Genomic DNA, 13420 nt, shown 5'->3' with positions numbered 1-13420 from the left:
ACGCCGGGCATCGCCCTCCGGCGTCACCCGTTGCCCTCCGCCGCCCTGATCGCGTCCCGGTAGGCGCGGCCCGCGGCCCGCAGGGCGGCCTCGGGGTCGATGCCGTCCTGCTCGGCGCGTACGGCGAGGGCGAGCAGCTCGTAACCGATGCCGTCGCCGGTGGGGAGCGGCACGTCGAGCTTCGCGGTACGGACCCGGCCGGCCAGCTTCGCCGCCAGCGCCAGGCCGGGCTGACCGAGCGGGACCCCGTCGGTGACCGAGTCGCGCTGCTTCTCGATGGCCTTGGTGCGCAGCCAGTGCGCGTGGACGTCCTCCGGGGTCTCGGCGCTCTCGTCGCCGAAGACGTGCGGGTGGCGGTGGATCAGCTTCTCGACGAGGGTCGCGGCCACGTCGTCGACGGAGAACGGCTCTTGCTCGTCCTCCTCGGCGATCCTGGCGTGGAAGACGACCTGGAGGAGCACGTCGCCGAGTTCCTCGCGCAGCTCGTCGCGGTCGCCGTCCTCGATCGCCTCGACGAGTTCGTACGCCTCCTCGATGGCGTACTTGGCGAGGCCCTTGTGGGTCTTCTGCGAGGTCCACGGGCATTCGAGCCTGATCCGGTCCATGACCTGGACCAGATCGAGGAGCCGGGCGCCCGGCAGGTCGTACGAGCCGGGCAGCAGCTCCAGGTCCGGCATCCGCACCCGGCCCGAACCGGCGAGCCGGGCGAGCCCGTCGGTCAGCGGCTGGTTCCCCTCGCCGCCCGCGAGGACGACGACGGACCGGCCGCCCGCGCAGGCGTCGACGAGCTCCTGCGCGGTGGGCGCTGAGTGCTCGACGGTGACGCCCGCCTCGCGCAGATACGGCAGCTGCGGGTGGTCCGGCTCGGCGCAGAGCACCCGGTCCGCGGCGTGCAGCGTCTGCCAGGCGGGCCAGGACAGGAGTCCGGGCGCGACGCGGTGGCTGGCGGTGAGCAGGACGATACGGCCGGGGTCTTCAGCGTTCACCGTTCGAATCTACCCCGGTCGCACCGGCCGCCCCTGCCGCGGCCGGTCAGGCCCCGGCCTCGGCCTCGGCGCCGGCCGGCTTGGTGACCCGGTTGATCCAGGGGGCCTTGTAGTCGGCGAGCTGGGTCTGCTTGTTGTCCCAGCTGCCGTAGCGCGGATTGACGTCGACCCGCAGGGCCTTCGACGCCTTGCCGAGCGCCTCGCCGACGGCCTGCTGGCCGGCGGGCTGCTGGAGGTCGGCGCCGAGCGCCCGGGCCAGCTTGGTCAGCTGGACCTGCTCGCGCAGGACCGCGTCGATCTGGTCGGGGGCGACCCAGCTCTGCTGGAGCATCGCCGTGCGCAGCCGCTCCTCCCCGCCGGACTGGGCGGCCGCCGCCCTGCGCATCTGCTGGATCTCGTTGCGGCTGACGGACACGCCCGCGTCCTGGGCGGCCCGGTCCAGGACCCGGTCGAAGATCAGGCCGTGCAGCTTGGCCCGGCTGAGCTGTCCGGACTTGTCGATGAGCTGGGCGGCGTCCTTCGAATCGCGCTGCGCCTCGCGTACGGCGGCCACCTGGCCCTGCAGCGTGGAGACCTCGATCCGGTCCCCGCCGACGACGGCCGCGGCGCCCGGGTGGGCCTCGCTGCCGCAGGCGGTCAGGAGTGGGGCGCCGGCGAGCAGGGCGGCGGAGACGGTGAGCGCGGTGCGACGGCGGCGGTGCAAAGGAACCTCCCGGGGAGAGTTTGTGCATCAGTGCACAAGACCTTGCGGTGATCGATGTTAGGCAGTGGACACGGCTGGGGCCACCGATTCGACCAACGATTCGGGAGGAGTTGGGGATGTGGGCCCGGCCGGGACGGCCCGGGCCGTCCCGGCGGGGCTCAGGGCACGCGTTCGGCCGCCGGGGCCGGGGTGTCCGGCCGGAGCATGATCGTGCGCGAGACGACGAAGGTGATCGGGATCGCCGCCGCGGCCGCGACCAGCGGCGCGTACCGGCTGCTGAACCCGGCGAGGTCGACCAGCAGATAGACGCCGCCGGTCGTGATGACGAAGTTGGCGGCGTTGGTGAGCGGGAAGAGCAGGAACTTCCGCCAGGTGGGCCGGGTCCGGTAGGTGAACCAGGAGTTCAGGAAGAAGGACCCGATCATGCTCAGCACGAAGGCGATCACATGGGCGGCGATGTAGGGCAGCCACGTCAGCAGGACGAGATAGCAGCCGTAGTACGTGCCGGTGTTCACCACTCCCACGAGGGCGAATCGGGCCATCTGTGCGGTGACCGTCATCGGCGTACGAACTCCTGGGGTTCCCGTATCTGTCGCGATGCCTCGGTGTTCGTGGCCTTGACCAGGAAGTGCGGGCGTCGCTTCACCTCGTAGTAGATGCGGCCGACGTACTCGCCGACCACTCCGACCATCACCATCTGGACCCCGGCGAGTGCCGTGACCACGACGATGAGGGTGACGTAGCCGGGGGTGTCCACCCCCTGTACCAGGGCGACGCCGACGATCCACGCAGCATAGGCGAATGCCACCGACAGCAGCAGCATGCCGAGGTAGAGCGCGGCGCGCAGCGGTTTGTTGTTGAAGGACAGCAGCCCGTCGAGACCGTAATTGAGCAGCTTTCCGAAGGTCCAGGCGGAACTGCCCTGTTCACGGACGGCATTCTCGTAGGAGAAGGTCGTGGTGCGGAATCCCACCCAGGCGAAAAGGCCCTTGGAGAACCGGTTGTATTCGGTGAGTTCCAGTACCGCGTCGACGGTGCGGCGGGAGAGCAGCCGGAAGTCCCCGACGCCGTCGACCAGTTCCACGTCCACCAGGCGGTTGATCAGCCAGTAGTAGGCGCGGGCGCTGAGCGTGCGGGTGACCCGGTCGCCCTTGCGGGTGCGGCGGGCGATCACCTGGTCGTAGCCCTGCGCGTGTTCCTCCAGCATCCGGCCCACGAGCTCGGGCGGGTGCTGGAGGTCGGCGTCCATGATGACGACGGCGTCGCCCTCGGCGTGCTGGAGGCCGGCCAGCATGGCGGCCTCCTTGCCGAAGTTGCGGCTGAAGGAGACATAGCGGACCCGCGGGTCGGACGCGGCCAGCTCCTGGAGGATCACCAGGGTCCGGTCCGCACTGCCGTCGTCGACGAAGACCAGCTGGAATTCATGTCCCAGCCCGGCCATTTCGTCCGTGACGCGTTCATGGAAGCGTTCGAGGATCTCTTCCTCGTTGAAACAAGGCACCACCAGCGAGATCAGCACGGAAGTACATCAGCCCGGCCAGATGTCGGAACCCGATGCAACACGTGACCGGTGGGCGTCCATTGCATGAACTGACCCAATTCGGCCCGGGGTTGCGTGTTCGAAGCTGGCATATTCCTGCGTATGCCGACTTCCCGCCCCCGCCTGTGCGCGGGCTCGCTCGCCGCGCTGCTCACCGTCGCCGCGGTCTGCGCGGGTGACGCCGTCGCGCGGGTCTTCCCGTTCGGGCCTCACACGCGCAGCGTCAACGACCTGGGCAATCAGTTCGTGCCGTTCCACGCCCGGCTGTGGGACCTGCTGCACGGGAACGCGGACGGCGGGCTGCTGCTCAACTGGTCCTCCGGGTACGGGACGAGCTTCCTGCCGGATCTCGGCACCTATCTGACCAGCCCGTTCGCCCTGCTCGTCGGGGTGTTCCCGCGCGACCGGATCGATCTCGCGGTCTATGTGGTGACGGTCCTGAAGATGGCGTCGGCCGCGGCGCTGATGACCCTGTTCCTGCTGACGGTCCGTGGCGGGCGCTGGTGGGCGGCCGGGACGCTCGGTGCCTCGTACGCGCTGTGCGGCTGGTCGGTCGCCGAGGCCTCGTACAACCCGATGTGGCTGGACGGGCTGGTCGCGCTGCCGCTGCTCTGCCTGGTCGCGGAGTGGGCGCGTACGGGACGGCACCGGGTCGCCGGGCCGCTGCTCGTCGCGGTGGTGTGGGCGGCGAACTTCTACACCGCGTACATGGCGACGCTCGGTGCCGCCCTGGTGCTGGCCGTCCGGTTCTTCACCGAGCGGGACGACCGGCGGGCGGTGGTCCGGGGGCTGGTGCGGGCCGTCTGCACGGTCGGGGTGGGGATCGGGCTGTCGGCGCCCGTGCTGCTCCCCGTCTACCTGGGCACCAAGCACGCCTACCCGGGCTGGGACCGCGCGTTCGCGCCCGCCGCCTGGCCCGATGTGCTCGCCCGGCTGCTGCCCGCCACGTACAGCTTCTTCACCCCGGCCCTCTTCCTCGGCACCGGCACCCTGCTGCTGGTCTGTGCGCTGGCCTTCCAGCGGTCGGTGCCGGGGCGCGAGCGGTGGACGTGGGTGGGGCTGGTCGCGGGCGTCGCGCTGTCGTTGCAGTGGGAGCCGACGCATCTGCTGTGGCACGCCTTCGCCACGCCCAACGGCAGCCCGTACCGGCAGACGTTCGTGCTGGCCGGGCTGATGGTGATCGCCGCCTGGGTCTCTGTCTCGTACGGCTGGCCGGAGCGGCGGGCGCTGATCGGCGGGGGCGGGGTCCTGGTGCTGCTGGCGGCCGGGGCGGGCTTCAGCGACCTGGTCACCGGGTGGACGTATCCGCTGTTCGGGGTGGGTCTGGTGGCCGCGGCCTGCGCTCTGGTGCTGGTCGGGCGGGGCCGCAGGCTCGCGGCGCTGGCCGCCGTGCTGCTGATCGGCGCACAGGCCGGGCAGGCCGCCGCGAGCACCGCGTACTTCGACCGGGAACGGCTGAACCGGCTAGACGACTACGCGCCCTGGGGCGAACGGCAGCAAACCCAGGCGGCCGTGGTGGCGGGCGCCGACGGCTGGCCGGGCTACCGCACGGACCCCGGCCGTGAGCAGACCACCGCCAACGATCCGCTGCTGGTGGGCGGGCAGGGCGGCCAGTACTACAGCAGCCACACGCCCGCCGTGCTGACCCGCACGATGCGTGCGCTCGGCGGCGGGTGGACGTCCAACGGCCGGGCCGTGCAGAGCCTCGACAACCCGGTCACGGACGCGGTCTTCTCGGTCGGCGCGCGGGTGCGCGGGCCGCGCGATCCGCACCAGGGGGCCGGGCGCACGGGCATGGGCGGTACGGACGACCGGCCGGTGACGGTGAGCCGTGCCGCGACGCCGCCGCTGGTGACGGTGCGCGGGCCGGGCGGGCCGGTGCCGTACGGCCGTTCGCCGTTCCGGAACCAGGAGCAGCTGCTCGGCTCGCGGGTCTACACGGTCCCGAAGACGGTGCTGAAGGCGGCGGACGGCGGCGCGGTGAGCGACAAGGGTGCGTACGACTACCGGGTGGGACGCGGCACGTACACGCTGACCGCCGCCTGCCCGGCGGGCACCGAGGCGTATCTGTGGTCGCCCGACATGTTCGGCCGGGCACGGCTGGGCGAGGGCCCGGAGGTCGAGTTCAAGGGGCAGCTGCCGGCCAGGCGGGCCGCGATGCACCACCTGGGCAAGGTCGGCGGGGCCGGGAGCGTGCGGGTCACGCTGACCCCGGTGCGCGCCGGGACCGTGCCGCATCGGGCGGTCGGCTGTCTGGACCGGGCCCGGCTGGACTCGGCGGTCGCCGAACTGAAGCGCACCGGCGCGAGCGCCGTGCACGTCACCGACCACGGCGTGCGGGCCGAGCTGCCGCCCGGCACCACCGGAACGGTCGTGCTCGCGGCGCCCCGGATCGCGGGCTGGAGCTGCCAGGGCCGTCCCGCCGACAGCTATCTGGGCCTGGTCGCCACCCCGGCGCCGGCCCGGGGCGGATCCGTCGACTGCACGTTCCGGCCCCCGGGGCTGCGGGCGGGCGCGGCGGCCGGGGCGGGCGCGCTCGTGGTGCTGGTGCTCGGCGGGGCGGCGCTCGCGTACCGGCGACGACGGGGCGCGGGAACCGGGCCGCACGGGCCCGACCGGGCTCCGCGGGAGGCCGGGGCCCCGGAGCCCGTCAACGCCTGACCGGGCCGGGCGTCAACGCCTGACCCGGGGCCGGGCGTCAGCCGCCCCCCACCTCCACCTGGCGGTCGAGCCTGCGGCGCAGCTCCACCGGCAGCGGGTGGTGCGGCCCGTAGGCCCGCTCGGCGTCGTACAGCAGCGCCTGGAGCTGGACCCGCGCGGTCACGTGGTCGCCGAGCGCGAGCAGCAGATGCGCGATGCGGTTGCGGATCTCGAAGGAGCGGGCCGGGTCGCCGCCCGTGGCGCGGTGGTTCTCGAAGTACGGGAGGACCTCGCGGTACCCGGCGAGCGCGGCGGCCGGTTCGCCGAGCTGTTCCAGGCACTGGGCGGCGTCGTGGCGGAACTGGAGGGTCTGCGGGTCGGCCGGGCCGGCCTCCGCCGCGCGGTCTTCGGCGAGCCGGCGCAGCTCGGGCAGGGCGCGGCGGTACTGGCCGTCGTCCATCAGCGTCGCCGCGTACTGCTTGCGCAGGATGCGGACCACGGCGGAGTCCTCGCCGTGCTGTTCGGCGGCGACCGGGAGGATCGAGCCGAGGATGTCCACGGCCTGGGTGATCCGGCCCTCGCCGAGCAGCTTCTTGACGTCGTCGACGGCGGCGGCCACATCGGGCCGCGCGGGCGCTGGCCGGCCCGGCGGCGGGGACGGGGGCTGCGGCCGGGCGGCGGTGCGGTCGGGCCACGGGGCGTGCGGGCGCAGGAAGGGGCGGGTCGGGTCGAGCGGTCCGACGGGGAGTCCGGTGCCCGGCGAGGGAAGCAGCGGGGCGAGGTGTTCGTACACCTCCTGGGCGCCGGAGGGGCGGTGCTGCGGGTCCTTGGCGAGCAGCCGCAGCACCAGCGCTTCGAGCGGCTCGGGGATGTCGGGCCTGATCCGGCGGACCGGGACCGGCGGCTCGTGGAGGTGGCGGTGGAGCACTCCGAGCGCGGTGGTCCCGGCGAACGGCACCTCGCCGCTGAGCAGTTCGTGCAGGAGCACGCCGAGGGCGTACAGATCGGTGTACGGGCCGACGGCGCCGCCCATCGCCTGCTCGGGGGCCATGTAGGCCGGGGAGCCGATCGGTGAACCGGTGTGGGTGAGCCGGGTGGTGTCGGTGTCCAGGACGGAGGCGACGCCCAGGTCGAGAACGGTGACGGTGCCGTCCGGGCGCACCATCACGTTGCGGGGCTTGAGGTCGCGGTGGACGATCGGCACCGCGTGCACGGCGCACAGGACGGCGCAGAGCTGGGCGGCGACCGCGACGGACCACTGCCAGGGGTACGGGTCGTGCTCGGCGAGATGGTCGGAGAGGTCGGCGCCCTCGACGTACTGCATGACGAGGAACAGGTCGTCGCCGTCGCTGCCCGCGTCGTGGACGGTGACCAGGCCCGGGTGGTCGACCTGGGCGGTGACCCGGCACTCGCGGACGAAGCGGCGGCGCAGCTCGTCGGCGGCCTCGCTGTCGATGGGGCCGGTGACCCGGTCGGGGCGGAGCAGCTTCACCGCGACGCGGCGGTCCAGGCGCTGGTCGTAGGCCGTCCAGACCTGGCCCATGCCGCCCTGGCCGAGGACGGTCGCCAGTTGGTACCGCCCGCCGATGAGACGCCCGTTCACCGGCCCTCCTCCTTGCGGAGGTAGTCGCTCAACTCGTCCAGCTCGGCTCGGACCTGGTCGATGCGCTGGGGGTGGGGCTGGGGCGAGGGGGCCGGCTGGGGCTGGGGCTGCTGCTGGGGCGCGGCGGACGGCTGTTGTGCGGGCATGGACGGAGGTGACGGCGTGAACGGGGGTGACGGCGTGGACGGAGGTGACGGCGTGAACGGGGGTGACGGCGTGGACGGAGGTGACGGCACGGGCGTGGGTGACGGCATGGGCGTGGGAGCGGGCACCGGAGCCGGCGCGGGAGTGGTCATGGGGGTGGCCATGGGCGCGGACGCGGGCACGGATCCGGGTGCGGGTGCGGGCATCCGCGTCGGCACCGTGGGCGCGTACTGGTACCCGTATCCGTACCCGTGTCCCGGCACCGGCGGGACGGCCGCGTAGCCGCCCGTCGGGTGCTGCTTCGTCAGCCGTTCGTAGTGGCGGATGTCCCCGACCAGGTAGTACGCGAACGAGCCCAGCATCACCACCAGCAGCAGCGGGATCAGGACGTTGTCGATGCCGCTCGGCTCGTCGTTGCCGTCCCTGCCGAGGATCGGCAGGAGCACGCAGACGAACACGAACCCGGCCCCGGTCAGCCACCAGTCGGACGCCCGGCGGCGCACGATCGCGAGCCGGAGCAGCGGGCTCCACAGCAGCAGCCCGACCGAGCCCACCGAGAGCACGCCGAACAGCACGCGCATCGAGACGATCCAGGCCCGGCTGGGAACCCGGCGCGGCGGCGTCGGCGGATGACCCGGGGCGTACATGGCTGCTCCTGGAGACCTGGTCGTTGAACATCCGCGCACACGCTCCGTGTGCGCAGATCCGAGCGTAAAGGGCGACACCGACAACAGGCCCCGGGTTGTACGGAACCGTTGTGGTTCACCTCACTTCGGGGCGACCGTGCCGTCCGTCAGTCCGTCGTACATCCCCTGTACGAGCTGTCCGCCGAGCCGGCCGGCCAGCCTGAGTGCGTCCTCGAACTCGGCCAGGGCCCGGAACCGTTCCCCGTACCGCTGCTGCTCCGCGAGCGGCAGCCGGGGCAGTTGGAGACGGCGGGCGTCCAGCCGGGTGGCGGTGGAGGCGTAGCTGCTGGCCTGGCGGTTGTTGGCGGTGCCGCGCAGGAAGCCGGCCAGGAACCAGGGGTCCAGGGCGGCCGGATCGGGGCGCAACAGCTGGAGGTTGCGGCCGAGCGCGGCGCCCGCGGTGGCGTCGTCGATGACGCGGGCTGCGGAGCCGCCGCCGAGGACGGGGACGACGACATCGCCTGGTTCGACGAGGACCGGCTCCTCCGAGGGCCCGTCGGTGGGCAGGCTTCCCGAAGGGGCGGTGGAGCCCAGGACGTCGTGTTCGGTGAGCACGGGCCCCGGGCCGGTGCCGGAGCCGCCGGTGCGGAGCTGGAGGGCGCCGGCGCGGGCGAGTTCGCCGACGGTGGTCAGGGGCCAGTGGGCCGGGTCGGAGAGGGTCACGGCGGGCGGGGTGAGGGCGCCGGTGCGGCCGAGCGTCTCGGCCAGCCGTTCCCGTACCCGGATCAGCTCGCCGGGTCCGCCCGCGGCGGCCGGGGGCGGCAGATGGCGGGCGGGGGCCAGGTCCACGTCGTCGTCGAGGAGTTCGATGACGGGTACGGCGCGGCCGGTGCCGGGACGGTCCGCGGCCGGGCGGCCGGGGCTCTCGAAGGACTGCCAGGCGTCGAGCACGGCACCGTGCACCGCCTGCCAGTCGAGCCGGTCGCGCCCGCCGGCTGCGGAAGCCTGGCCACCGGAGGGCGTTTCGGCGGGTTCTGCGGTGTCGACGAGCAGCAGTTCGGGCGCGGGGTGCGTGCCGCTGCCGGGCTTGCGGAGCACCCAGAGGTGGAGCGGGATGCCGTACGGGGGCGCGGCGCCGGCCGGGAGCGCGATGACGGCGCGCAGGGCGCCGCGGCGCAGCAGATCGGCGCGGATCCGGCGGCCGGAGCGGCGCGAGGCGGCGGCCGGGGGCATCAGCAGTACGGCGGTGCCGCCCTCGCGCAGATGGGCCAGGGCGTGCTGGACCCAGGCGAGTTCGGACTCGGTACGGGCCGGGAAGCCGTACTCCCAGCGCGGGTCGTAGGCGAGTTCGTCGTGGCCCCAGTTGCGTTCGTTGAACGGCGGGTGGCACAGCACGGCGTCGGCGGCGAGGTGCGGGAAGGCGTCGGCGCGCAGGGTGTCGGCGGTCCGTGCCGCCAGGGCGCAGCCGGTGTCGGTGTGCAGGGCGAGCCTCAGCGCGGTGAGCGCGGCGAGGTCGGGGTCGGTCTCCTGGGCGTACAGGGCGGCGGGGCCGGCGACGGCGCGCAGCAGGGCGCCGGTGCCCGCGGCCGGGTCGAGGACCGCGCGGGCGGGCCGCTCCCCCGCCTCCACCAGGGCGGCCATCAGCTCGGCGAGTTCGGGCGGGGTGAGTGTGTACTGGCGCGGGTTGGCGTCCAGCTGACGGCCGAGCAGGAACTCGAAGGTCTCCCCGACCCCGGCCCCGGTCCCGGCCCCTGCCCCGGTCCCGGCGGCGAGTTCCGCGACGGCACGGAGCAGCGGTACGGACGGGAGCAGTTCGGTGCCGCTCGGGGTGTGAACGGCCCGGCCGCCTTCCACCGTGTGAACGGCCCGGCCGCCTTCCGCCGTGTGAACGGCCCGGCCGCCTTCCGTAGCCGGTCCGAAGCGGGCGGTGAGCACCTTGTCGAGGGCGAGGGACAGCACGTCGGCCATCCGTTCGTCGGGCGCGGCGGCGATCTCCGGCCAGGTCTTCGGGCTGGTCCGCAGGAGCAGCAGGGCGCAGCCCGTGTGGACCAGGGCGGGGACCGCGCCGGCCGGGTGCCCGGCGACCTGCTGCCAGACCCGCTCGCGCAGCGGGACCTCGGCGATTTTCCCCTGGTCACGGAGCCACCGCTCGACCTCGGAGAGCGCGAAGGACGGGCTCGTCTCGGTGCCGCCGACGGGCTTGGGGAAGTCGGCGTGGCGGCGGCGCCAGTTGCTGACCGCGGCGCGTCCCACCCCCGCCAGCCGTGCGATCCCGGCCGCGGTCACCTCTGTCGAGTTCTCCGGCACTGGCTGTCTCCCTGGTCCTGACACTCGTCCCGGTACTGGTTGTCGGCGAGCATACCGACCAGGTTCACACGGCACCGATTCACAGCGTGCATCGACCCATCCACCGTGAATCGTGTTGACTCGGTTCACAAGCTCTGCTGTTATTGACCCATCGCCGCACAAGCCGATGCGCAGGGCGATGCACACGAGCGATGCACGGAACCGCTCACCACCCATTTCTGCTTTCGCCGGAGGGCACAGCCATGTCCCAGTTCACGCAGCCGCCGCAGTCCCCGCAGCCCCAGCAGCCGTACGCCCCCGCCCAGATGCCGGGCGCGCGTCCGGCCCGTAACGGACTGGGCATCGCGGCCCTCATCCTGGGTGTCATCGGCGCCGTGTCCGGGCTGATCCCGTTCCTGTTCTGGCTGGCGGGCATCCTCGGCCTCATCGCCCTGATCCTGGGCCTGGCCGGCCGGGGCCGGGCGAAGCGCGGCGAGGCCACCAACAAGGGGATGGCGACCTTCGGCGCCGTGCTCGGCCTGATCTCGCTGATCCTCACGGTGGTGGGCGCGGTGATCACGTTCAAGGCGGTGGACGACGCCGTGAACGACCTCAACAAGGCGGTGTCCGACACCACGGCCTCCGCGAAGCCGAAGCCCGGCGGGGACTCCGCGAAGGGCGGGGGCCCGGACAAGAAGAAGGACACCGGCAAGGCACTGGAGGCCGGTGACTCGGCCGTGTACGACGACGACCTGACGGTCACGGTCGGCGACGCCACCTCGTACACTCCGGACGCGTACGCCGCCGGGCACAGCAAGGGCCAGAAGGCCTACCGGGTTGCCGTCGTCATCGAGAACGCGGGCAAGGAGAAGTTCGACTCCGCGCTCGTCAGCGTCTCGGCCCGGGCCGGCAAGGACGGCGTGGACGCCGAGCAGATCTTCGACAACAAGGTGGGCACGGGCTTCAGCGGCACGGTCCTGCCGGGTAAGAAGGTCACCGTCCAGTTCGCCTTCGACACCCCGGCGGACGCCAAGAACCTGACGGTCGAGGTCAACCCCGGCTTCACGTACGACGCCACGCAGTGGGACCTGAAGCTCTGACCGTCCTCCTGGAACCGGCCGGAACGACCCGACCGGAACGATCCAGAGAGAACCCACCGGCCAGAACCGACCGGCCACTACCGGCCGGAGAGAACGAACCGGAGAGAGCGGAGCCGCCCACCATGCGCCTTCCCGCCCGCGTCTCGGCAGCCGCCCTGAGCGCCGCGACCGCCCTCGCCCTCGCGACGGCCTGCGGCATGCTTCCGGACGACGCACCCGACGCCACCGCCCCCTACGCCCGGCTCACCGCCCCCGAGGTCGTCAACAAGGCCCTCGCGGCGACCCGCGCCGCCAAGTCGGTACGCATGACGGTGGAGGCGGCCTCCCCCGAGGGCCCGGTCGAGGCGTTCGTGGCCACGGACATCCGGGGCGAGTGCACGGTCACGCTCTCCATGGGCGCGGCGGGCACCATGGAACTGGTGCGGACGGGCGGCACCGTCCGCACCCGCTCCGACGCCGCGATGCTGCGATCGGCCTCCACCGCACCGGCCGAGAACCTGGCCGGCCACTGGGTGAGCCCCACCGCCGCCGACCGGCACGCGGAACTGGCCGAACGCTACTGCGACCGGGAGACGTTCCTCGGCCGCCTCGCGCCGAAGACCGGAACGGCCCGCAAGGGACCGACGGCCGCACCCGGTTCCGGCACCCCCGCCCTGACCGTCACCGGCGGTTCGCGCGACGGGAAGTGGACGGCGGACATCGCCACTGAAGGCAGACCGTTCCTGCTGAAGCTGCGCCTCCCGCGCGGCGGAACGGGAGGCGGAACGGGAGGCGGCACCGCCCCCGTGACGGTCGAATTCTCCGAATTCGACAAGCCGTTCAAGGCGAACAACCCGAAGCCCTGATCCCCCGGGCGCTCCCGGCCGCGGAACCCGCCCCGCCCCAGGGCGGGTTCCGCGTACTACCGCCCCGCCCCCGCGCTCACCCGCCGCACTGCTCCAGCATCGCCGTCTTGTCGGCGGCGGTGACGGGCAGTCCGTACTTCAGGGACACCTGCGCGAACCGCACCGCGTACGAGCAGCGCACCGGCTTGTACGGCGGCAGCCAGGACGCCGGCCCCGAGTCGCGCTTGGCGTTGTTGGCCGGCCCGTCCACCGGGATGAGGTTGAGCGGGTCGTTGGCGATCTGCTGCCGCTTGGCCCCGTCCCAGCGCGAGGCGCCCATCTGCCAGTCGTACGAGAGCGGCATGACGTGGTCGATCTGGACCTTGGTGGCCTGCTGCTTGCGCCAGTCGATGGTGGAGCCGGTGTACGGGTCCTTGAGGGTCATCGACATGACCACGCAGTCCGAACCGGACCGGAACTTCAGGTCCTTGCCGTCCCTGGCGAGGAGGTCGTTACGGGTGTCGCAGCCGTTCCTCGCGAGCGGTATCCCGTCGACCGAGTCCTTCCACGCGTAGCCGAACTTGTCCCGCGCGTAACCGGTCTTCGGCCCCCGCCCCTTCGTCGCCACCTTCTCGATGACCTTCCGGCCGGCCGCCCGGTCCGCCTCGGAGGTGAGCGGCGCGAGGCCCGGCTTCGTACCGTCGGCGTTGTCGAGCGGACTGGCCCCGAACCCGGTGACGGCCTGCCCGCCACCGCCCCCCTCGGAGGGCGAGGACTCCGGGTCGCAGCCGGCCAGGGCCAGCACCGCCGCCACGCTGAGGGCGGGCAGCATCACTCGGTATGCGCGGGGAGATATCACTCGGAACCGTCCTGACGGGGAGAAAGCCGAACCCGGGAATCCTACGGAGGCATTCCCCGCTGACGGGTGTTCATGAGCGCGCCACCGCCCCGATGCGGCCGGAATCACA

At 72.9% G+C, this 13420-nt stretch carries 11 protein-coding genes; 3 read left to right on the top strand and 8 right to left on the bottom strand.

Features of this window, described 5'->3' with window-relative positions; genetic code table 11:
* Positions 1 to 23 precede the first annotated feature (23 nt).
* The 4 genes from EES42_RS39005 to EES42_RS38990 form a co-directional block, all read right to left on the bottom strand.
* The gene (locus EES42_RS39005; protein WP_124722930.1) at positions 24 to 986 is read right to left on the bottom strand and encodes a nucleoside triphosphate pyrophosphohydrolase; all 963 of its coding nucleotides are present in this window, start codon (positions 984 to 986) and stop codon (positions 24 to 26) included.
* 46 nt (positions 987 to 1032) lie between these two features.
* A complete protein-coding gene (locus EES42_RS39000; RefSeq protein WP_124722929.1) occupies positions 1033 to 1689 on the bottom strand; it encodes a SurA N-terminal domain-containing protein in 657 nt (218 codons plus the stop codon).
* Positions 1690 to 1847: 158 nt separating this feature from the next.
* On the bottom strand, positions 1848 to 2249 hold the full coding sequence (locus EES42_RS38995) for a GtrA family protein (protein ID WP_124722928.1): 402 nt from the start codon (positions 2247 to 2249) through the stop codon (positions 1848 to 1850).
* Positions 2246 to 3208: a glycosyltransferase family 2 protein gene (locus EES42_RS38990; RefSeq protein ID WP_124722927.1), complete on the bottom strand. Its 963-nt coding sequence runs from the start codon at positions 3206 to 3208 to the stop codon at positions 2246 to 2248. The genes EES42_RS38995 and EES42_RS38990 overlap by 4 nt, the downstream gene beginning before the upstream one ends.
* A gap of 123 nt (positions 3209 to 3331) precedes the next feature.
* Here EES42_RS38990 and EES42_RS38985 point away from each other — a divergent pair, with 123 nt between their 5' ends.
* The gene (locus tag EES42_RS38985; RefSeq protein ID WP_124722926.1) at positions 3332 to 5890 is read left to right on the top strand and encodes a YfhO family protein; all 2559 of its coding nucleotides are present in this window, start codon (positions 3332 to 3334) and stop codon (positions 5888 to 5890) included.
* Between the two features lie 37 nt (positions 5891 to 5927).
* Here the strand turns inward: EES42_RS38985 and EES42_RS38980 are convergent, their stop codons facing one another.
* From EES42_RS38980 to EES42_RS38970, 3 genes are all read right to left on the bottom strand, one after another.
* Positions 5928 to 7472, bottom strand: coding sequence for a serine/threonine-protein kinase (locus EES42_RS38980; RefSeq protein ID WP_124722925.1), 1545 nt, complete (start codon positions 7470 to 7472; stop codon positions 5928 to 5930).
* Positions 7469 to 8263: a hypothetical protein gene (locus tag EES42_RS38975; RefSeq protein ID WP_241196869.1), complete on the bottom strand. Its 795-nt coding sequence runs from the start codon at positions 8261 to 8263 to the stop codon at positions 7469 to 7471. Before EES42_RS38975 ends, EES42_RS38980 begins: the two co-directional genes overlap by 4 nt.
* A gap of 120 nt (positions 8264 to 8383) precedes the next feature.
* Positions 8384 to 10549 carry an N-6 DNA methylase gene (locus EES42_RS38970; protein WP_124722924.1) on the bottom strand — a complete coding sequence of 722 codons (2166 nt, stop codon included), beginning with the start codon at positions 10547 to 10549 and terminating at the stop codon, positions 8384 to 8386.
* A 242-nt stretch (positions 10550 to 10791) separates the two neighbouring features.
* Between EES42_RS38970 and EES42_RS38965 the strand changes: the two genes are divergently transcribed.
* Together EES42_RS38965 and EES42_RS38960 are read left to right on the top strand one after the other, a co-directional pair.
* On the top strand, positions 10792 to 11628 hold the full coding sequence (locus tag EES42_RS38965; protein WP_124722923.1) for a DUF4190 domain-containing protein: 837 nt from the start codon (positions 10792 to 10794) through the stop codon (positions 11626 to 11628).
* Between the two features lie 122 nt (positions 11629 to 11750).
* Complete coding sequence (locus tag EES42_RS38960) at positions 11751 to 12473, top strand: hypothetical protein (RefSeq protein WP_124722922.1); 723 nt, start codon at positions 11751 to 11753, stop codon at positions 12471 to 12473.
* 76 nt (positions 12474 to 12549) lie between these two features.
* Here EES42_RS38960 and EES42_RS38955 read toward each other — a convergent pair whose 3' ends face one another.
* On the bottom strand, positions 12550 to 13284 hold the full coding sequence (locus EES42_RS38955; protein WP_206433802.1) for an HNH endonuclease family protein: 735 nt from the start codon (positions 13282 to 13284) through the stop codon (positions 12550 to 12552).
* Positions 13285 to 13420: the final 136 nt, after the last annotated feature.

Origin of the sequence: Streptomyces sp. ADI95-17, assembly GCF_003846175.1 — a bacterium.
Lineage (GTDB): Bacteria > Actinomycetota > Actinomycetes > Streptomycetales > Streptomycetaceae > Streptomyces > Streptomyces sanglieri.
This window is presented reverse-complemented; position numbering and strand designations above follow the sequence as displayed.

Excerpts from the sequence above, each read along its gene's own strand:
- EES42_RS38995 (WP_124722928.1), bottom strand. The coding sequence starts at position 2,249 with ATGACGGTCACCGCACAGATGGCCCGATTCGCCCTCGTGGGAGTGGTG.
- EES42_RS38985 (WP_124722926.1), top strand. The coding sequence starts at position 3,332 with ATGCCGACTTCCCGCCCCCGCCTGTGCGCGGGCTCGCTCGCCGCGCTG.
- EES42_RS38975 (WP_241196869.1), bottom strand. The coding sequence starts at position 8,263 with ATGTACGCCCCGGGTCATCCGCCGACGCCGCCGCGCCGGGTTCCCAGC.
- EES42_RS38965 (WP_124722923.1), top strand. The coding sequence starts at position 10,792 with ATGTCCCAGTTCACGCAGCCGCCGCAGTCCCCGCAGCCCCAGCAGCCG.
- EES42_RS38960 (WP_124722922.1), top strand. The coding sequence starts at position 11,751 with ATGCGCCTTCCCGCCCGCGTCTCGGCAGCCGCCCTGAGCGCCGCGACC.
- EES42_RS38955 (WP_206433802.1), bottom strand. The coding sequence starts at position 13,284 with ATGCTGCCCGCCCTCAGCGTGGCGGCGGTGCTGGCCCTGGCCGGCTGC.